We start from the raw sequence: 20268 nt of genomic DNA on the forward strand, positions 1-20268 counted from the left end.
AGACGGCGACGTTCGACGGGAAGCGGCAGTTGGTCGAACTGCTGGTCGACCGAGTGGTCGTCACGGGCGACGAGGTCGAGATCCGCTACGTCCTGCCCACGAGCGATAAAAGCGAGAACATCCGCTTTTGTCATTTGCGTTCAGACTATCTCGACGACCCATCGCTTCTCGACGTGGACGAACCCGACCGAGCCGGGCGGCCGCTCGGCGACCTCCACGACGTAGGCCCCGACCTTCCGCCCGTCGGCCAGCCAGGCGTCGAGCGAGTGGTTGCGGTACTTGGCGTCGCCCCGGACGGCCTCCAGCCGCGTGCACTGCCCGGCGGTCAGGCGGGCCAGGACGTGCGACGCCCACGTCCCGTCGTCGAGGTTCGCCGCCGAGACCAGCACGACCAGCAGCAAGCCCATGGAATCCACGACGATGTGGCGTTTCCGGCCCCGCAGCTTCCTGCCGCCGTCGTAGCCCCGCGAGCCGCCGACCTCCGTCCCCTTCACGGTCTGGCTGTCGATGCAGCCGACCTTCGGCGCGGGGTCGCGACCGGCCGCCTCGCGGACCTTGCGACGCAGGGCCTCCTGGATCCGCCGCCAGGTGCCGTCGTCGCGCCACCGCGCGAAGTGATCGTAGACCGTGCTCTTCGCCGGCAGGTCGTGCGGCAGCATGTCCCACTGGCATCCCGAGCGGTCCAGGTAGAGGACGGCGTTGACCACCTCTCGAATGTCGACGACCCGCGGCCGACCGTCCGTATTGATCGGGATCATGGGCTCAAGGATCGCCCATTGCTCGTCGGTCAAATCCGAAGGATAGGGCTTGCGCATCGCGGGTCGTCCTTGAGGCCGTCGATCGATGGGGCGTCCTTCCGCCCCAACAGCTTACGGCCCACAAGCCTTACCGGATAGCCTCTTATACCTGGAGCGAGGATCAGGGCCAGTGCGCACTTATAGGTAGATTTGGCTGAGTTTGACGACTTGCGCCCGGATCCGGATTCGGTTAGATCATCTTCCATGCGGCTTTCCGAGTCGGAGCATGGGGGGCGGTCGATGGCGGGCTCGCGTCGGTTCGGTCTGGACGAGGTCGTGGCGTATTTCCAGGGGCTTGAGGATCCGCGGTCGGAGATCAACCGCAAGCATCCGCTGGCCTCGGTGGTGGTCATCGCGCTGATCGCCGTGCTGGCCGGGGCGTCGGGGCCCACGGCGATCGCGCAGTGGGCGGCGCTCAAGGAGGGACTCCTGGCGTCGGTGCTGCCGCTGCCGTACGGGGCCCCCTGCAAGGACGTCTTCCGTCGCGTGCTGATGGCGCTACGTCCCGAGGCGTTCCAGGCGTGCTTCGCCGCCTGGGTGCGCTCGTTGCGCGACGAGGCCGCGGCCGAGACCGGCGTCGAGCGGCCAACGTTGGCGGTCGACGGCAAGACCTTGCGCCGCAGCCACGACCGCAAGGGCGGCCTCGGGGCGTTGCACGCGGTGACCGTCTGGGCGAGCGAATACGGCCTGTCGCCGGGCCAGGTCGCCTGCGACGAGAAGTCCAACGAGATCACGGCGATCCCCGAGCTGCTGAGGCTGGTGGACGTCTCCGGCGGGATCGTGACGATCGACGCGATGGGCTGCCAGAAGGAGATCGCCGCCGCGGTCGTCGCCGCGGGAGGGGACTACGTGCTGGCGTTGAAGGGGGAACCAGGCGACGCTGCATCAGGCGGTCGTCGATCATCTGATGGGCCGCTGGGACGCGGATTTCGCCGGCGACGATGTGGGCCGTCGTCAGGCCGAGGAGACGGGCCACGGCCGCCGCGAGTCGAGGACGTACATCCAGCTCGAAGCCCCGCAGGACTTGCCCGGGCTCAAGACGTGGCGAGGGCTAAAGTCGATCGGCGTGGCGATCTCCGAGACCCTGCGCGACGGCAAGGCCGTGGACGAGGTCCGTTACTACATCAGCAGCCTGCCGGTGAAACCGGACGCGAAGGCGTTCGCCCACGCGGTGCGCTCGCACTGGGGCGTGGAGAACGGCTGCCATTGGACCCTCGACGTGACCTTCCGCGAGGACGAATCCCGCATCCGCGAGAGGTGCCTGCGCGAGAACATGGCCTGGCTGAACCGCTTCAGCCTCTCGCTATTGAAGCAACACCCAGGGCGACAGAGCGTCGCCATGAAACGACGCTCCCGCGGATGGAGCGTCGACTTCCTCATGCAAGTCGTTATCGGATCAACACGTTAATTGCCGCTGGCCCTGGAGGTCGGAGGGATCGCCGCCGCGTCCTCGCGCGACGTTCGATCCATCAGGGCCTCCTCGCATCCTGGGGACGGGCGGGCGCCCCAAGGACGGCGAGGGGGCCCCGACCCGACGGCCGGCTACGAGTGGCCGGAACCGGAGACGGCGGTCGCACCGACGGCCCTCGCCTCGCGCGACGGGACCTCGACCTCGCCATGGAACCGCCGCCAGGAGTCGTGCAACTCCCGGCGCAGTTGGGCCACCCGGGCGGCGGAGACGCCGAAACGCCGGGCCACCTCGCCGGTGCCGTGCCCGACGGACAGGTCCTCGGCGACTCGACGGTCGCGCGGCGAGAGCCGGGACAACCATTCGGGGAAGTCGATGCGAAACCAGGCCTGGTCCGCCACGGCCGTCCGGGCGTCCTCCGCCACGGCTTCCGCCCATCGCCCCCGCTCGCCGTCGAACCTTTCGAGGCTCTCGACGGTCCATCGATTCCGCCGCCGGGCGTACGGCGACGAGACGTCCCAGGCGTTCGAGGACGTCCCGATCAGACGCCCCTGCCGGACCTGGGCCGCGGCGAAGCGGGCCAGTGCGGACGGGAAGGCACGTTCCGGGCAGCCCCGCCGGAACAGTCGCTCGAACGCGACGCACGCGTTGGCCACCGCCTCCTGGACGGCGTCGTCGAGGCGTTCGCCGTGCAGGTGGCGGAAGCAGGCGCGGACGGATCGGCGGATCGCCGGGAGCATGGCCAGGAAGGCGGGGTGCCAGTCGGCGGGCGAAGGCCCGGGAGCCGGGGATGGAACGTTCACGGGGCGATCTCCAGGGTGCAGTGAGACCGCCCCGGCGGGGCGGTCGTGTCGTGAGACGCAACGGCCCGCGCGGCGCGCGAGGCGAACGGGGTTCGGGCGAAGAGCGAGGCCCTGCCGAAGCGAGGGAGAGGCGGATCGAGGGGGGAAGGGATCGCCGGGACGTGGCGATGCGACGGGAGGGGACGGATGCCGCCTGCTCGGCCTGGATCTGGGGATCTCCACGCTCCGGCGGGCGTTCGGCGAGATGGGCCTGACCCATAAAAAGGTCAGGGGTCCGCCGAGCGGGACCTGTCGGACTTGGCCCGCGACTGCGGGCGCGAGCCCATGCCCGGCCTGGACCCGAAACCCCTCGCCTACGGCGACGAGATCTGGGTGAGAACGAAGATGACCCGGCCCCGGGGCCGCTTCCCGGCGGCGTGCGGCCGGTCATGGCCGTGCCGCACGGCCGCTGGAATACGACGACGTTCGTGACCGACTTGCGGGTCGACGGGGCGATCGACGGCGAGTTTTCGCCGCCGACTTCCGCCGGCAGTTCGCGCCGGCCTTGCGGTTGTGCGACGTGGTGACGACGACCTCGCTTGCCACGATCGGCAAGGAGCCGGCAAGGCGATAAAGGGGGCGTGCTGCCGGCTGCTGCGCCGGCCGCCTTATAGCCCCGATTTCAACCCAATCGAGCAGACCTTTGCCAAGCTCAAGAGGCTCTTCCGCGAGGCTGACGAGATCACCGAGTCCGCGGCCGCCTCGATCCCCGACTCGACCGGGAGGTCTTCGGCCGAGGGGCAACACCCTCAGGACTTCGATCGATCGGTTCAGCCCGAGCTTCCGCCTTGAGCCGACGTGCGATCTCGACGGCCAGGAGGGTCAGTAGTCGCGGGATCTCGGGGCGGGGGCGGCCCTCCAGATCGGATTGGTCGGGAGAAACGGACGAATCGGCGATTGTCATGAGTGAGCTCCAAACTCTAGAAATGAAAAAGCCCCCGACCGCGGATTGCGGCGGGGGCCCTGGGCGTCGTGACGCCGTCGTTCGTCGATCGATCCGGATCAGGCGGCCCTGGGGCCGTCGACGTCGCTGGGCGACCAGCCGGCCAGCGGCTCGAAGCGGTAGCGGGGGTGGCGGTGCCGACGAGTCCTTTTCGAGTCCTCGAGCGGCCCGGTCATGCGGACGTAGGGGTCGGCCAGGCCCTTCTCGTCCATCAGGCGGTCCAGCGAGGCCGCCCGTTGGGTGGCGGTCACTGTCAGTCCCAACTGCGCGGCGACCTTCTTCTCGGACGATCCGGAGGCCCTCAGCTCGACCACCCGCTCGCGGAAGGCGACCCGCTGGGGCGGCTCGAAGAGGTCGACGACCAGCTCGAGCTTCAGCGGGGCCAGCCGGCCCTCGAGCGCCCCGGTGCCGGGCACCAGCGCCGTCAGGTCGACCGTCAGGTGGGCCCGGGGCTCGACGGCCTCGCCGTCGCAGAGCCGGTAGGGGATCACTTCCAGCCTCGGCAGCAGCCGCCGGGCCAGCCGGGCGGCCTCCTGGGAGTCGGTCAGGAGACCCTCGAACGCCTCGCCGGCCAGGGCCCGGAGCCGCTCCTTCGTCGGCAGCACGAGCGGCTCGGCCGGCGTCCGCGCCAACTCGGCCAGTTCGAAGTCCAGCCGCTCGCGCTCGGCTTCCAGCTCGTGGAGCTTCTCCACCAACGCCGCGCTCGGCCCGGCGGCCGTCATCGCGGCGACGACGTTGTCGACCTGGCGGGCCGCCTCGGCCGCGTCGCGACGCAGGCCCGCGGCCGTCCTGCCCTGCTCGGCCTCGACCAGCTCGACCTCCCGCTCCAGCTCGGAGCGGAGGGCTGCGTCGAAGTCGCACATCCCTTCCACCCCGGCCAGGACCGCCCGCGCGATCATGCGGGCGGCCAGGCCGGCCCCGACGGTCGCGCCGTTCCAGCAGCGGTGGTCCCGGGCCCCGCTGCAGATCAGGTGATCGGCCCGTCCGTGGCCGCCGTAGTAGCAGAGCCGCCCGCAGATCCCGCAAGTCAGGTGCTGGCCGGGGAAGGCCGTCCGCTTTCGCGAGACGCCCTTGCGGGCGTCCAGGCCCTTGGCCTTGTACTTCGCGGTGCGGCGTTTGATCAGCGCGACGACGCGGTCGTAGCGATCCGGATCGATGAACGCCAGGTGCGGGACGTGCCGCACCAGCAGGTCCTCGGGAGGGGCCGGGACGTTGTGCGAGCGGCCCGTCTTGTTCGTCCGCTTCGCGATCATCCTGTTGCGGACCCTTTCGCCCTTGAGGATCGGGTTGAGCGTGGCGCCGCGGACCCGGGCGATGTTCCAGGTCGCCGAACGGCAGGCCGGCCCGGGGCGGACGCCCAGGCCGTTGAGCCAGTCCGCGACCTCGGCGTAGGTGGCGCCGCCCTCGAGGAGCCGGAACCATTCGTCGTAGATCGCCTCGGCCTCGGGGGCCTTGACGACGTCGGCGTCGGACGCGGCCCCCGGCGGCTTGATGTAGCCGTAGACGAGGGTCTGGACCACGCCGCCCTGGGCGAACCGATTGCGCAGCGAGCGGCGGATCCGCCGGGAGGTGTCGCGGCAGGAGGCCTCGTGGCGGAAGACGTTGAAGAAGGCCCCGAGGTGCCAGTCGTCGCGGGCGGTATCGACGAAGTCGTTGACGGCGATCAGCCGGGCCCCGTGGTCCTGGGCCAGCTCGCAGATCTCGTAGGCGTGGGCGCGGCGGCAGATCCGGGCCAGGTCCTCGGCGACGACCAGGTCGAAGCCGCGGCCCTCGATAAGCCGCTCGATCTCGAGCAGTTCCACGCGGTCGAGGTGCTGGCCGGAGCCCCGGCTGGCGATCACCTTCACATCGACGCGGCCCTCGTAGGCGGCCGCGAGGTGGTCGCGGAGCATGGCCTCCTGGTCGGCGAGGCTCTTTACGTCCTGCTGCTCGGTGCTGATCCGGCAGACCATGAGGACGCGGAGGACCTGGCCGGACCTCGGGGCCAGGGGCGGGTCGAGGCGACCGCTCATCGGCCACCCCCCCGCCCCGTTCGGCCGGCGTCGGAGAGTGACGTTTCCAGAGCGCCGACGGGGCCGTCGACCTGTGCTGAAATTGTGCTGAAAGGGATGCGAGACGACCCCAAACGACCGGGGATGACCGCGGAGGACGGGCTCGGCTCAAACCTAGCGGGCGTCAGGCCTTGGGCCGTAAATCGTGTGTCGCCTGAGGGTTGCGTGGGGCGGGTCTTGCGAATCCCCCCCTCTCCGCTGAGTTTTCCCGCCGGTCGCCGCAAGTCGATAATCATCATCGAGTTGCGGCCATAATCCTGCCTGCCGACGACCGCCCTGGTGCACGTTTGGTGCACGGACCGTGCACCGGGAGCGTGTCCCTTGTCCCGGCCCCGTCGACCTCAGCCCTCGCGACATCGCGTGGGTCGCGTCTCGTATTACCTTCGCAACGGCTCCTGGCACATCTACTACCGCGACGGCGAACGCCAGGTCCGACGCCGCGTCGCCCCGACCGAGGAAGAAGCCGCGCGGATCGCCGCCCAGGTCAACTCCCAGCTGCTCTCCGCGGCCCCGACCCTGCTCGCCTTCACGCCCCTCGGGGTCGCCGAGCTGCGTCGCCGGTTCCTCGACCATCACGAGCTGGTCCAGCGGTCCTCCCTGGCCACCCTCAGCCGCTACCGGGCCGCCACGCGATACCTGGAAGACTACGCCGCCGGCCTCTCCCCGGCCGCCGCCATGGCCCACGAGCTGCGGCCCCAGGCCTTCGTCGCCCACCTCCGCTCGCTCTCGGTCGCCCCCAACGGGCACCCGAACACGGCCCGGCGGCCGCTCCGCGACAAGGGGGTCCGCTACATCCTGGAATGCTGCCGCTCGATGTACGGCTTCGCCGCGAGGATGCGCCACCTGCCCCCCTACGCCGGCAACCCCTTCGCCGAGCTCAGGCTCGACCGGATGAAGCTCGAGGACGCCAAGCCGGTCTTCGTCTTCGACGAAGCCGCCGAGCTGGCCTTCTTCCGGGCCGCCGACGACTGGGCGTTCGCGGTCCACTTCACGCTGGCCAAGACCGGGATGAGGCCCGGCGAGCTGGCCCACCTGCTGGTCGAGGACGTCGACCTCGACGCGGGCTGGCTGCACGTTCGAAACCGGCCTGCGTTGGGCTGGCGGATCAAGACGGGCAAGGACCGCTCCCTCCCCCTGATCGAGGAGCTGGTCGAGGTGCTGAGGCGCGTGATCGGGGCTCGTCCGGCCGGGCCGATCTTCCTGCGGCGGCGGTACGACCCCGGCTCCTCGCCGGCGGGGGCGTCGGACCAGTCGGCTTTGGTCCGGCTCCTCGAGAAGAGGGCCGCAGCGGAAGCCGATCTAGCGGGACGCGCGTTGACGCGGGCCGAGCGGGCCCGGGTCGCGCGCGGCGTCTGGCGGGACGCCGGCGCCATCGACCCGGACCAGGCCCGCACGGCGTTCCTTCAGACGACAAGGGCGATGGGGCTCGCCGGGGCGACCTGCCCGAAGAGCTGGAGGCACACCTTCGCCACGCTGCTGCAGGACGCCAACGTCGACCCGCTGATCAGGCAGGTGACCCTGGGCCATCAGCCCGGCTCGCCGGGCTCGGGGGCGCTGGGGATGACGGGGGTCTACACCCACTCGCGCCCCGAGACGCAGCGTCGCGAGATCCTCCGCGCCCTGCGGCTCTGGCCGCTGTCGCTGCAACACGCGCGTGACCGGGCCCGGGTCGGATAGATCGACGCTTCCACGGGACCCGTCGGCGAGAGGAAATCACCGCCGACCTCGACGACGGGCGAGCGACCAGGTCGGCTCAGGAGTCCGCCGGGGGGGCCGTCGCCCTCCCGGCGATCGCCCGGCGGATCCGTTCGACGTCGATCTCGCTGAAGAGGCGGCGGCCGGGCACCTGGAGGGATGGGCCCGGGACGTCGCCTCGTTCGATCCAGTAGGCCAACCGCCATCGGGAAACCCCCAGCCGGGAGGCGACCGGGCCGATCGTCGAGAGATTGTCCGTCCGACGCATATGCGACCATCCGTCCGTCGTGGGCCACCGAACATTTACGTCCACATCGAGTGGGGGAACGCCGGATGAAACCGTGGCGCACATCGCCGGTTTCACCGGCGTCGCTACCCGTGTCGCGAATTCGGCCGGGATCGCCCGTCCTCGTGGGGAGGGCAGGATCATCCAGGCTGAACGGGCCGGGGACGAGGGATTTGGGTCGGACCCGCCATGATCGGACCGAAACACGGTCGTCCTCCGGCCCGGCGGAGTCGTCGTCAATCGTCGTCGGGTTGCTCGCCTCCAACGCCCAGGACGACCCTGCCAACCGCCCCGATCTCGGCCCGGTCCGTGATGAGCGGAATGATGAATTCACATCCCGGATTCAGGCAGGCGTAGGTGATCGTGATCGGGTCCCTTTCTGGGTCGTCCACCGTCGCTTTCGGTGACGGCGTCGAACAGCCGCAACCCAGCCCCCTCGATTCGAGGATTCGCATCACGATCAGGGCGAGTCTGTCCACGATCGGCTCGGGTGCCGCGTCCCTCTTCTCATCGAAGACGAGGGTGGCGGGTCGCTTGATTTCGCAGTCGAGTCGGCGGCGTTCCGAATTCAGATCGACGTAAGATTGCATAACCTGATGCAAGACCCTGACGTGGTCCGAGTCGCCGGGATTCTCGCAGAGGTTTCCGAGCGATCCCTCGAGGAACTGGAAGCGGTCGACGAGGAGGATCATGGGGAGGCCGCCGAAGTGCGGTTGGGGTAGGTGCATCCCCTCGAAGATGCGACGTTCGCGGAGGCTCAGCGGTACAGGCAGGGCCTTGGCGACGGCCAGCATCAGGTAACCGACACACTCCGCCACGTAGCCGTGGGCATTCCAGCCGAGCTGGATGAGAGCCCGACGCACCATCGGTCCCTTCAAGATCCCACCCCGAGCCTTCTTCCGGCCGCCGATTTGCTTGACGAGGCTGCTGCCACGGCCCGAAAACCAGCCGTTGTAACGGGCTGCCGGTTTCTCGAGGTGGCGGCCAAGTGCGTCGCAGAGCCTCTCGACCACCACGGCCTCGCTTACGGCATCCTCCGGGTTGCTCTCGAAGCCGACCCCGAACACGACGGACCGGATCAAGTCGGAGACGTTTGCGACGGGGGGCCCAGGGTTCGATCGGGCATGGGCGGCGAAACCGTAGCTGATGCTCTGCCCATACGAGGGATCATCAATACCCGCCTCGCGGGCGTCGTTGCGTCCTGCGTCGAGCAGGGTCTCGATCGGGTCCCGACCGAGTCCCGGGCCATAAAGGGGGTAGAGCCCGTCCACGAGGGTGTGATTCGACGATCCACCGGATCCGGCGATGCGGAGGTCCTTCGGGCTGTTGAACTTCCTCAGGCAGAACTCCTTCGTCCTGCGTGCGCGCTGGATGGCCAGGAACGCCAGCCGATGACGGAAGATGTTCTCGGGGGACAAATCTCCATCCCGTTCGCGCATCGCCAACCCGGCCTCGCCCATCACCGCGACGACAAGGCCGGCCAATCCCCCCGCGGGCGTCCCCTTCGGGCGTTCTTTCGGCCCGACCGCGGAGATGTAGCGGATTCCATCCGCCCCGACGTGGATGCGTATGGGCAGGCATAAGCCTCGAGGTAGTGGGTTAGGGAGGTCGTCCGGGGGAGTCCACACCCACATCGTCGACCGGGCCTGCACGACCGTCCCCATGGCCTCGCTCAAGAGGGAGGGAGCGCCGCGATCATCCGTGGGCGTGAGCTTGCCCCAATCCTTGGTCGAATCCATCCGAGTACGTCCCCCATCGAAATAGCGATCGGGAAAAAATCATCCGGCGTTCCCATGACCACTGAAGGGTGATCGCTGGCCACCAATCGATGGGCATCCGGACCTGGCGACATCGTGTAGGAATATCTTGATCCTACGTCGTAATCCTCATTCGTACAGATGAATTTTTGGCCAGCAGCATTTTATTGGTTCTGGCTGGACGAAAGACCAGGCCGAGCGAGGCCAGGCGAAATTCAGAAGCGACGGTGGATTGCAGCCGAACCGGGGGTCGCCCGTGTGCTCGATGGGGCGCGGGCGATCCGCGAGCAGCCGATGGACGTACACGCAAGGAGGAAGAAATTTGGATGCGCTGATCAGGGGGGATCGAAATCGACCGCCGCGATCCGGGGGGGATCATGATCCCCGTCGCGTCCGGGGTGTTCGTCGAGGACGCGGCGGGGGCCGCCAGATGCACCCCCGCCGCCCGTGCTACGCCCCGACGCCGGCCCTGGACCGCCGGCGTCGACACCGAGCTTGACGTTCACCAGGAGCCTTGCGCGATGAACACCGACCCCGACGTCCGAGAGGCGCTCTACAACGACCGCCCCACGGGCCCCGTGCATCAGATCCAACTGCCGACCGAGCGGATCACCGTCCTGCACGGCTTCATGCTCGACCTCGACCCGAAGCTGCTGCGCCCCGGCAACGCCCTGTTCCCCCCGGACCCCGACCCGAGGCGGTTTTACGAGAACATCAGGCCGGTCCTCCTACGGCACCCGATCGTGCGCCACGCCGAGATCCGGGCGAGCGGGACCGGGCTGCACGCCCTAGTCCACCTCGAGCCGCCCGTCGAGCTGACGTCGGCGGCCGACCAGCGCCGCTGGGCCGCCCTGGTCCGGTCCGTCCAGTGCACCCTGCCCTCCGACCCGGCGGCGCCGGGCATCACCGCCCTGACCCGGCCGGTCGGCTCGACCAATTCGAAGAACGGAGCCGTGGTCGAGACCCTCTGGGCCGGCGAGCCCATCGCCCCGGGGCGGCTCGAAGAATTCGTGGGGTCGGTGATCGCGGACCCGTTCCGGGCGGTGGCGACGATCCTGCTCGGGGCCGATCAGGTCCGCCCCTGCCCGGTCTGCCGCGGCGAGGGCAGCCGTCTCGACGTCCTCGCCCGTCACGGCTTCTGCTACGAGGGCTGCCGCAAGATCGACCTGGGGAAGCTTCTCGACGCGATCTACAAGACGGACGAGCCCGTCGCCCCCGATCGCGACGGGCCGGGGACGGACGCTCGCAAGAAGGCCGTCAAGGCCCGGGACTGACGCATGTTCGACGAGGCGGCCGCCGCGGAGCGACGCCGGCTCGAACGTATGCGTTGAGAATAACACCGAAGACGAGTCGACGGGGGCCGCAGGCGATCCCGACGGCCCCTGCGGCTCCCGCCGATGCATCACGAAAGGGCGATCCCATCATGGCCAGCACCGCGTCCCCCGGCAAGTCCATGGCCGCCACGCTGCACGACAGCCTCCTCGCCAGCCGGATCGGCGCCGCCGCCGGCGATCACGCCCGCCAAATCATCGCGGGGGTCACCCCCGACGGCTCGTTCGTCGACGGTATGACCGTCGACGCCTTCGTCCACCAGGCCGGCCAGGTCCTCCTGGACAGCGGCCGCGTCTATCGCTATGGCAACTCGATCGTCCAGGAGACCGACCGGCCGGGGGACCAGAGGCTCACGAGCCTCGCCGTGCAGCACCGGGCCGAGCCCAACGCCGCGCACGTCCTGACGAATCACTTCGGCATCGCCTACCAGGGCAAGCAGGGCGACGTCCAGAGCCTGCTCACACCGAAGCTCGTCGGTGCCCTCCTGGCCGACGAGGGCCTGTGGCGGCACCTGCCCGAGATTCGCTACCACACCCGGCTGCCGACCTTCGACGCCGACTTCAACCTTTGTTGGCAGGGCTGGAACTCAGCCTCGGGCATCCTGGTCCACGGCCCCGAGATCGTGCCCGAGACCACGCCGTCGTCCTACGCCCCGGACGCACGGGCCGTCGACCGACTCCCGCACCGCCTCCGCGGGCTCTTCCGGGAGTTCTACTGGCGTTCCGACGCCGACATGGTCAACGCGATCGCCATGCTCCTGACCGGGCTGCTGGGCAACCACTTCGTCGACGCACCCCACCCCGGCGGCATCGTCGACGCCAACCAGCCGGAGCTCGGCAAGACCCTGCTGGTGCAGTGCATCGGCCGCGTCCTCGACGACGCCGAGCCGCCCCGGATCTCCCTGGCCCGCGACGAGGAGCTGGAGAAGCGGCTCTGCGCCCAGCTCCGCAGCTCGAAGACGAGCCTGTTCTTCTTCGACAACGTTCGCACCAGGATCGAATCGGCGGTCATCGAGCAGAACATGCTCTCGCCCCTGATCAGCCTCCGCATCCTGGGCCTATCGGCCACGATCGAGCGGCCGAATACGTACCTCTGGTTCATCACGAGCAACTTGACCGCGGGCACCCCCGACTTCATCGGGCGGTGCGTCCCGATCCGGCTCCATTACGAGGGGGACCCGAAGGGGCGCATGTTCTCGGGAGACCCCCTGGCGTACGCCGCCGAACACCGCCTGCCCATCCTCGCCGAGCTGGCCGGGATGGTCCTGCGCTGGGCCCAGCAGGGCCGACGCCCGGGAGACCACAAGCATCGCTGCAGGCGCTGGGCTGCCACCATCGGCGGCATCCTCGACGCCGGCGGCCTGGGCGAGTTCTTCCTGGCCAACGCCGCCGAGGCCGGGGCGGCGATGGACGAGGGCATGCAGGACCTCGCGACCCTGGCCGAGCACGCCGTCGGTAAGAATCTGGCCGACACCCACGGTCTCGCGGAACGCGATCCGGCCCCCAGGGGGCGGACCCCGGGCGAATGGGTGGTCCTGTTCGCGGAGACCCAGGTCCTCAAGGACCGGCTCGCGGTGGGCACCGTCAGGGGCAGGGCGACGGTCGTCGGCATCTTCCTGAGCGATAAGGTGGGCCGCACCGTGACCATCGAGACGGCCGACGGCACGCGTGAGGCAACCCTCCGCAGGCGCGACGAGAGCGGCAACACGAAGTTCTACTATTTCTCGATCGCGTTCCAAAAGTCCGCCGTCCCCGGGTCGGCCTCGTCGGCGGCCTCGGCGGCCGCGAGTCACGGAGCCGCAGTACCAGCGCCGGCCGCGGCCGGGGGGGCTGCCCCGACCGCCGCCTCTCCTCCCCCGGCCGACGCGGCCTCGATCGGCGAACCCGCCCCCCCGACCACGGAAGACCTGGAATGGATTTGAAGCGTGGACCTCCGCGGCGGGCGTGGACCTCGCCCGAACCTCCGAATAGCGAGGTCAACGATTGCAAGACTTCGACACATATAGGTTTAAGGCCTGGCCGTTAACCTTGTTAACCTCTCGAGGGCAGCTGCAGCCCCGGGCGTGAAACGTGTCGCCATGGGGCGATTCCCGTGACCTGGCGTGGGGGGCGGCCGAACCCGCACTCGAGGTCAACGAGGTTAACGGACGCGACGAATGTGTTTGACGTTGAAGCCTCTAAGGCCTGTCGACCTTGTCGGCGAGAGGTCAACTCGAGGTCCACGTGCAGGCGTGAGGTCCACCGGCAAGAGGCCGCACCGCACCGATTCAGGAGCACCCCGCCATGATCGAGATCGTCCTCGGCACCCATCGATGCCCGTTCCGCGACTGGACGCCGGAGCAGGGCCGCGTCTTCGGCGGCCTCTTCGCCTACGACGTCGAGACGACCCGGTTCGACGACCGCGTTTACCTGACGCCGTCGCTCGTCCTGGCCACCGCCTGCGACGGCGGGCGGGGTTGCTTCGTCCCCCGCGACCTGGTCCCGGCGTTCTTCGCCGCCCACGCCGGTCAGGGCTTCATCGCACACAACGCCGCCTTCGACCTGAAGGTCACCCAGGCCGTCCTGGGCGACCGGCTCGACCTTTACGACCTCGTCGACGAGGGCAAGATCTGGGACACGCTGATCCTGAAGCGGCTCCTGTCCCTGGCCACCGCCGGCCACACCGCCCGCAACGAGTGCGGCCTGGACGACTGCGCAAAGGCCCACCTCGGCCTGGAGCTGCCCAAGGACGTCAAGGACGCCGACGGCTGCGACGTCCGCACCGGCTTCGGCCGCTATCTGGGCCGGCCGTCCCGCGAGATCCCCGAGGAGCACCTCCGCTACGCCGCCGGCGACTCGCTGGCGACCTGGCACCTGTTCTGGGAGCTGAACCGGCTGATCAAGGTCGTCCTGCAGGACGCCTCCGGGGTCTGGGGCTACGTCGACGACGCCTGGCTGCGGGACGCGATCCGCCGCTTCGGCCCCCTGACGCACCACATCCAGCTCCGCGCCAGCATCGTCACCGACGTCCTCAGCGCCACCGGCGTCGCCCTCGACGCCGCCCGCGGGGCCGAGAAGCTCGCGAGGGTGCGCGAGGTGATGGACGGGGCCAAGGAGCGCATGCGCCGGGGGGGCTACCTCGTCGACCAGCCGGGCAACGTCAAGGCGATGCAATCGATCCTGGCGCGGTTCCGCCGCGAGCACCCGGGGGCGGAGCTGTGCCTGACCGAGTCGGGCGAGAGGTTCTCGACGACCGCGGAGGACCTGGCCGGGCTCGCCGCCGACGACGACTTCTTCGCCGACTACGCCGCCTACCGCGAGGCCGAGAAGCTCGTCTCGACCTTCCTGGCGAAGATGGGCCAGCCCCGGATCTACCCGAAGTTCAGCTTCCTGATGGAGACGGGGCGGACCAGCTGCTCGGGCTTCAACCTGCAGAACCTGCCGAGGGCCAAGGGCGGCGAGGGCGTCGCCGACACCATCCGCGGCTGCTTCGTGCCCGGCGAGGGCATGGTCTTCATCGGCAGCGACTACTCGCAGATCGAGCTGGTCATCCTCGGCTACGCCCTCGACCGCCAGTTCGGGCTGGGAACCTCGCTCCGCGACCTGGTCAACGAGGGCGACGTGCACCGGTTGATCGCCGCCGTCGTCCTGGGCAAGGAGCCCGGCGAGGTCGCCAGGCCCGAGCGGGACAGCGCCAAGCCGGTCTCCTTCGGCCGGCCCGGCGGCATGGGGGCGGAGAGGCTTCGCCGGGTCGCCAAGGCGAGCTACGGCAAGGACCTGACCCTCGAGGAGGTGCAGGGACGGATCGACGCCTATCACAAGCTCTGCCCCGAGCTGGACGCTTACCTGGAAGACGAGGTCGACGGCTCGCGGGTCCTGGCCGAGGCCCTGGACTTGACTCCGGCCCGATACCGCGAAGCCCTCGGCGGTTATTACGCCCGCGACGACCCCGAGAACTTCACGCCGCAAGGATGGGTGGCGGGCATGCTCCTGAAGGTGCTCCGCGACCCCGACCCGACCACGAAAGGGCCGGCGGCGCGGCCTTACAGGGAGGACGAAAAGGCCGCTCTCTGGGAGCTGGCCCAGCCGCTCTCGGCGCTGCTCGAGCCGAAACTACGCGAGAAGCTCGAAGGTCGCCGCCCGCATAAGCTCCTCTGGGAGGCCGTCCGCCGCTGGGCCGGCCGCCGCCCGGTGTTCACGGTCACGGGCCGGCTCCGCGCCCACGCCACGTTCAGCAGCAGCCGCAACTGCGTCTTCCAGGGCGCCGCGGCCGACGGGGCGATCCTCGGCTTGTGGAAAGTCTGGCGCGCCGGCCACGAGCTCGCGGGTTTCGTGCACGACGAGGTCGTGAGCAGGTCGCCCGCCGACGACCGGGTCCCCGATCGCGCGGCCGAGATCCAGGGCTTGATGAAGCAGGGCATGTTGACGATCGCGCCCGGCATGGTCGTCAAGGTCGAGACGGTCGTCACGCGGTCGCTGAACAAGGCGGACCTGGACCCCCGCTACCTCCCCGAGGCCCCTGTGGAGGGGCCGGCGGTCGCGACGGCGCCGGCCGGTCGCGCACCGGGTGCCGACGTCTCGGGGCGAGGGACGGGATCGCCCGCGACGTCACCCTGAACCTGGAATCCACGAGGGCCGCCATGCCGTCCGTCGCCGAACTGGAACGCCGCCTGCCGGCCGCCCTCGGCGGGCCGTCGCCTGCGGGATCGCCGTCGACGACGACCCGTATCGTCGGCCGAGAGTCGGCGTGTCGTCCGCGTCGGAAGGCCTGACGCGCCGCCATCGGATGTCATCTTCACCTGTGCATCGTTACCATGAGTTCTCGGGACCGAGACGGGGCCGCGGGCATTCGTCCCAGGACGCCGCGGCCGATCCCGACCAAGCCGAAGGAGCGCGAGCCCATGTCACGGGAAACGATTGCAAAACACGACTCCGAGTCGATCGAGGGCGAGCGGCCCGCCTGGGGGGAGGACGCCGGGGCCGACGCCGGCGACGGGCGGGCGATGACGCGGATTCGGGGCCTCAGGGCCGTCTCGGCCGAGGAGCGAGGCGACGCTTTCGATGACGTCCCCCCGGCTCCCGAGGCCCCCGCGCCGATTGGTGCGCGAAGCGCCGAAGCATCGCGGGATGACGCCAGGGCGACCGCGCCCTCGGCCGGGCAGGTCAGCGACCACTTCGCCGCCCATCTGGCCGATACGAGCGGCGCCGTCTTCATGTACGCGAGCATGGCGTCGGTGCTGCGCCAGGCCGACCTCACGGCCTTCAAGAAGTTCCGGGACAAGCTCCTGGCCGATTGCGGGGGCCCGACGGACCCGGTCGAGGTGATGCTGGTCGAGCAGCTGGCCCTGGCCCACCTCAACGTGGGCCGGCTCCACTTCAAGTCCGCCACCGTCGAAGGCCTGGAGGCGGCGAAGGTCTATGGCGGGCTGGCGGTGCTGCTGATGGGCGAGTTCCGCAGGACGGCCCTGGCGCTGCAGGCCTATCGCGCCCCGGCCAGGGGGCGGGCCGCCTCGGCCGGCGAGGCGGCGATGAGCCCCGGAGCCGTCGCGCCGGACGGATCGAACGTCGAAGGGGCCGACATCGAACAAGGAAATAACCCCGGGGGCGACGAGCATGGCGACGGCACGATCCCTCTGCCCGAACCCGAAGCGGGTGGAGGCGGGCCGCAGGAATCGCGGGAGGCGGCTCGGGCTCGGCGACGCCGGGCGTGAGCGGCTGCGTCAGGCGGCCCTGGCCCGGAGGCCGTGGGAGCACTCCACCGGGCCGAAGACGGCCGAGGGCAAGGCCCGATCGGCGGCCAACGGCAAGCTCCGCCAGAAAGGGCCGAGGTCGGTGCGCGAGCGGCGGGCCGAGGCGGCCGGGTTCCGGGCCCTGATCGGGCTCATGCAGGCCGGCCGCAAGTCGTCGGCGACGGGACCGGGGCCCGGCCCGTCGATGGCGGTGTGATCGTCGTGGAGGGTGAAGGAGATGGCGACCACGAGACGCCGCAGCAAGGAAGTCGAGGACCGGGTTTCGATATCGGCCGACGACGCGACAAGCACCCCGGCATACGCGGCGACGATCGCGCGAAACCGGTTCGCCCGCGGTTTTGATGATCCGGGTCGGTTAGAGCGGTTTCCTGTTGATTGTGGCGGTTGACGCGGTTATCCCAAGATGGCTATGGAGGGCCACCCGGGATGAAAGCCTACTCGACCGACCTCCGCGAGCGGGTGGTCGCGGCGTGCGACGCCGGCGACGCCACCCGCGAGCAGGTCGCCGCCCGCTTCTCGGTGAGCGTCGCGTGGATCCGCAAGCTGATCCGCCAGCGTCGCGAGACCGGCTCGATCGCCCCCAAGCCTCGCGGCGGCGGGCGGGCGCCGGCCTTCGACGCCGACGCCGCCCTGCGGCTCCGAGAGGCGGTCCGGGCCGACGACGACGCCACGCTGCAGCAGTTGGCCCGCGCCGCCGGCGTGGCGTGCTGCAGCTCGGCCGTGCACCGGGCGCTCGTCCGCCTGGGGATCACTCGCAAAAAAAGTCGCGGCGGGCGGCCGAGCAGGACCGCCCCGGGCTGAAGGCCGAGCGTGCCGCCTGGCGCGACGAGTTCGCGACGCTCGACCCGACCCGGCTGGTCTTCGTCGACGAGACGGGCTCGAGCACGGCGATGGATCGGACGCACGGCCGCTCGCCCAGCGGCGTGCGCGTCGACGGCCCGGTCCCGCACGGCCACTGGAAGGTCGTCACGCTCACGGCGGCCGTCCGGCTGGGGGGCGTCGGGGCCTGCCTGGCGTTCGACGGGGCGACAGACTCGGCCGCCTTCGAGACCTACGTCGAGCGATGCTTGGCGCCGACGCTGAGGCCCGGAGACGTCGTGATCCTCGACAACCTGTCATGCCACAAGACGGCCGAGGCGGCCCGTCTCATCGCCGCCGCCGGGGCCGAACTGCGGTTCCTGCCGCCGTACAGCCCCGACCTCAACCCGATCGAGCGGATGTTCTCGAAGGTCAAGGCCTGGCTCCGATCGGCCAAGGCCCGGACGATCGGCGGCCTGATCGAGGCGATGGGCGACGCCCTGCGGGCCGTCCGTCCCGCCGACGTGCTGGGCTGGTTCCGCCATAGCGGATATCAGCCCCGCCGATCAAGCGATACACCCGACGAGAAACCGCTCTAGAACGTCGGGCTGACGCCTCGACCTCGACGAACTCGCGATCACCATCCGTTCCCTCGACCTCGCCCCGGACCGCGTCGCCTTCATCGTCGCTTCGACCGTTTTGCAGGCAGCATGCCCGCGGTGCTGCCACCCATCCGGCCGCTTCCAACGGTCAGCCCTCGGGGGGCCTCGAGGCCCCGGCCCCCGGGGCGGAGACGAATCGAGTCCTCGTACGCGCGGAATAGAGGGACTAATCTCGCCTCCCGAAGATCCACGCCCTGCTCTGCGACCCCGGCCGCGGGGAGGAGATGACCCTGCGCTGCGGATCGTCGGCCGAACGGCTCCGAAGGGCGCTCGCCCGCAAGGCGGCCGGGGGGGTGCCTCCTCGCCCGCGAGTGCGGCGTTGAGGCCGTAACACCATCTAACGGAGGCCGCTGACGCCAGCCTCCGGTCCGCTTGCTTCCCGGTGTCTGCGATCCGCCCGGGAGAGTGCGGTCTCCAAGATGACCCGATCCGCGACCAGCAGTGCGCCGGTCGACCACACGAATGGCACTTAGATTTTGCTAGCTCGTTTGAGGATCTGGAGCTTGATCTCCTTCCGCGGTCGCTTCAGCTCTTCATACCCCCTCGGCCCCTTCTTGGTCATGCGGGGCTCGAACCGGTCGGGTCGGTCGCCGACCCGGTGCACGGCGATGGCCCGCAGCAATCGCTCGTAGAGCGCCGCAAGCCGGCCCGCGCCGCGGCCGGCCGGGTCGGCGAGCTGCGGCCGGAACGCCTCCAGCACCTGCAGCGACGCCTTGAAGCTGATCGAACGCGGCGCCACCCCCACGCCGGCCGCCGCCTGGGCCATGACCGTGCGGATCAGGTTGTACGCCAGGACGTGGGCCCAGATCTCCTTGCGAACAAGTTCCGGGGTCTTGCAGCGCAACCTGTCCATCTGGAGCGTGATCTTGATCGACCTCAGGTCGAGCTCGTTATTCCACCGGGCCCGGTACAGCCCGGCCAGTTCCTCCCGGCTCGCCTGCGCCGGGTCCAGCAATGTCGTCACCACCACGATCGACCGCGTCCGGAACCCCGGCTGAACGACGCGGAAGCGGGTCTCGCGCACGGTGATCGAGCCGGGCAGCTCGTTGTAGGTCTTCCGGTCCACCGAGCGGATCGAGGTCGGCTTCTTCCAGACGACTAGGTGGTCGTCCTTGCCCAGGCGGGCCCCCTTGCGGAAGTCGGCCCGGCGATGAGCCGAGAGGCGGCTGACGGTGTCCACCCCGCGTTCCTTCAGCAAGTGCATGCCGACCCAGCCCGACATCAGGCGGTCGCCCAGCAGCACGTCGCCGGGGCGGAGCACGTCCCACAGGCGCCGCAGCAGGCTGACCTCGCCCTGGCCCTTGCCGGCATAGCGGCAGACGCCCAGGTCGAGGATCGCGCCGCAGGACAGCGAGATGATCGCCCCGATGCGAGCCGGGGCGAAGCTCGTCCCGGGGACCTGGTTGTAGGCCAGAGGGTACTCGCGGCGGTTCTCCGCCGTGTCGGGCATGGAGACCGTCGAGCCGTCGAAGAGGCAGACGCGGCGGCCCTTCCAGAGCCACCGCCGATCGACCCGGGCGTCCAGCGACTGCCCTACCCGGCGGGCCACGGCGGAGAAGAAGCCCTCGGGCAGTCGCTTCCTCGCCTGGCAGTACGCCCCGGTCTCGGAGCTGCAGGGCGGCAACCCCCGCGCGGCGCGATCGGCGACCAGCCGCGCGACGGCGGCGCGGCAGGAGTGGTCGGCGTTGAGGGCCTGGCCGAGGAAGACCCAGAGCGTCACCAGCGGGGTGTAGATCCGGTCCTTCCAAGTCGCCTTGATCTCGCGGAGGGCCTCTTGGAGGCAGTCGGCGGTGAGGACGTCGGTGAACGGGAGGCCGCCCTCCTGGAGGAACTGGCGGCGAAGGGCGTCGACCTGATGGCGGAGGTGACCGTTGGAGGGTAGTCGCATCGCTCGGCCCCGGAATGGTGGAGGATGAATCCCTTACCCATCGGAGCCGGATCGCCGGCAGATTCCCATCCTGCTCTCGGC

Annotated in this window: 15 protein-coding genes and 1 pseudogene; 10 read left to right on the forward strand and 6 right to left on the reverse strand. The window is 69.9% G+C overall.

Annotation, left to right across the window (positions count from 1 at the left end; all coding sequences use genetic code 11):
• Positions 1-140: 140 nt before the first annotated feature.
• Positions 141-815 carry an IS5 family transposase gene (locus tag PZE19_RS33080; RefSeq protein ID WP_368411367.1) on the reverse strand — a complete coding sequence of 225 codons (675 nt, stop codon included), beginning with the start codon at positions 813-815 and terminating at the stop codon, positions 141-143.
• 222 nt (positions 816-1037) lie between these two features.
• Between PZE19_RS33080 and PZE19_RS19110 the strand changes: the two are divergent.
• Positions 1038-2205 (forward strand): annotated as a pseudogene (locus PZE19_RS19110) (ISAs1 family transposase).
• Positions 2206-2339: 134 nt separating this feature from the next.
• Here the strand turns inward: PZE19_RS19110 and PZE19_RS19115 are convergent.
• The gene (locus tag PZE19_RS19115; protein ID WP_277862217.1) at positions 2340-3008 is read right to left on the reverse strand and encodes a sigma-70 RNA polymerase sigma factor region 4 domain-containing protein; all 669 of its coding nucleotides are present in this window, start codon (positions 3006-3008) and stop codon (positions 2340-2342) included.
• Between the two features lie 552 nt (positions 3009-3560).
• On the opposite strand from PZE19_RS19115, the gene PZE19_RS33085 reads away from it, so the two are divergent.
• Positions 3561-3839 carry a transposase gene (locus PZE19_RS33085; RefSeq protein ID WP_368411306.1) on the forward strand — a complete coding sequence of 93 codons (279 nt, stop codon included), beginning with the start codon at positions 3561-3563 and terminating at the stop codon, positions 3837-3839.
• Positions 3840-4049: 210 nt separating this feature from the next.
• Here PZE19_RS33085 and PZE19_RS19120 read toward each other — a convergent pair whose 3' ends face one another.
• Entirely contained in the window at positions 4050-6002 is a 1953-nt protein-coding gene (locus PZE19_RS19120) for a recombinase family protein (RefSeq protein WP_277862218.1), read from the reverse strand.
• Between the two features lie 399 nt (positions 6003-6401).
• Between PZE19_RS19120 and PZE19_RS33090 the strand changes: the two genes are divergently transcribed.
• Complete coding sequence (locus PZE19_RS33090) at positions 6402-7718, forward strand: tyrosine-type recombinase/integrase (protein ID WP_277862219.1); 1317 nt, start codon at positions 6402-6404, stop codon at positions 7716-7718.
• Between the two features lie 76 nt (positions 7719-7794).
• Here PZE19_RS33090 and PZE19_RS19130 read toward each other — a convergent pair whose 3' ends face one another.
• Both PZE19_RS19130 and PZE19_RS19135 read right to left on the reverse strand, forming a co-directional pair.
• Positions 7795-8004, reverse strand: a complete 210-nt coding sequence (locus PZE19_RS19130) for a MerR family transcriptional regulator (RefSeq protein ID WP_277862220.1) — start codon at positions 8002-8004, stop codon at positions 7795-7797.
• Positions 8005-8258: 254 nt separating this feature from the next.
• Positions 8259-9761, reverse strand: a complete 1503-nt coding sequence (locus tag PZE19_RS19135) for a hypothetical protein (RefSeq protein WP_277862221.1) — start codon at positions 9759-9761, stop codon at positions 8259-8261.
• A gap of 539 nt (positions 9762-10300) precedes the next feature.
• Here PZE19_RS19135 and PZE19_RS19140 point away from each other — a divergent pair.
• From PZE19_RS19140 to PZE19_RS19170, 7 genes are all read left to right on the forward strand, one after another.
• Positions 10301-11053 (forward strand): DNA gyrase inhibitor YacG, encoded by a 753-nt coding sequence (locus PZE19_RS19140; protein WP_277862222.1) that lies wholly within the window; start codon positions 10301-10303, stop codon positions 11051-11053.
• Between the two features lie 149 nt (positions 11054-11202).
• Entirely contained in the window at positions 11203-13032 is a 1830-nt protein-coding gene (locus PZE19_RS19145; protein ID WP_277862223.1) for a hypothetical protein, read from the forward strand.
• 361 nt (positions 13033-13393) lie between these two features.
• Positions 13394-15706: a DNA polymerase gene (locus PZE19_RS19150; RefSeq protein WP_277862224.1), complete on the forward strand. Its 2313-nt coding sequence runs from the start codon at positions 13394-13396 to the stop codon at positions 15704-15706.
• 284 nt (positions 15707-15990) lie between these two features.
• A complete protein-coding gene (locus PZE19_RS19155) occupies positions 15991-16800 on the forward strand; it encodes a hypothetical protein (protein ID WP_277862225.1) in 810 nt (269 codons plus the stop codon).
• Positions 16742-17035, forward strand: coding sequence for a hypothetical protein (locus PZE19_RS19160; RefSeq protein ID WP_277862226.1), 294 nt, complete (start codon positions 16742-16744; stop codon positions 17033-17035). Before PZE19_RS19155 ends, PZE19_RS19160 begins: the two co-directional genes overlap by 59 nt.
• 230 nt (positions 17036-17265) lie before the next feature.
• A complete protein-coding gene (locus PZE19_RS19165; protein WP_277858791.1) occupies positions 17266-17640 on the forward strand; it encodes an IS630 transposase-related protein in 375 nt (124 codons plus the stop codon).
• Positions 17544-18236 (forward strand): IS630 family transposase, encoded by a 693-nt coding sequence (locus PZE19_RS19170; RefSeq protein ID WP_277858790.1) that lies wholly within the window; start codon positions 17544-17546, stop codon positions 18234-18236. The genes PZE19_RS19165 and PZE19_RS19170 overlap by 97 nt, the downstream gene beginning before the upstream one ends.
• A 532-nt stretch (positions 18237-18768) precedes the next feature.
• On the opposite strand, the gene PZE19_RS19175 is transcribed toward PZE19_RS19170, so the two are convergent.
• Positions 18769-20187, reverse strand: coding sequence for an IS4 family transposase (locus tag PZE19_RS19175; protein ID WP_277862227.1), 1419 nt, complete (start codon positions 20185-20187; stop codon positions 18769-18771).
• Between the last annotated feature and the right edge of the window lie 81 nt (positions 20188-20268).

This window comes from Paludisphaera mucosa (assembly GCF_029589435.1).
In the GTDB taxonomy this organism is placed as follows: Bacteria; Planctomycetota; Planctomycetia; order Isosphaerales; family Isosphaeraceae; genus Paludisphaera; species Paludisphaera mucosa.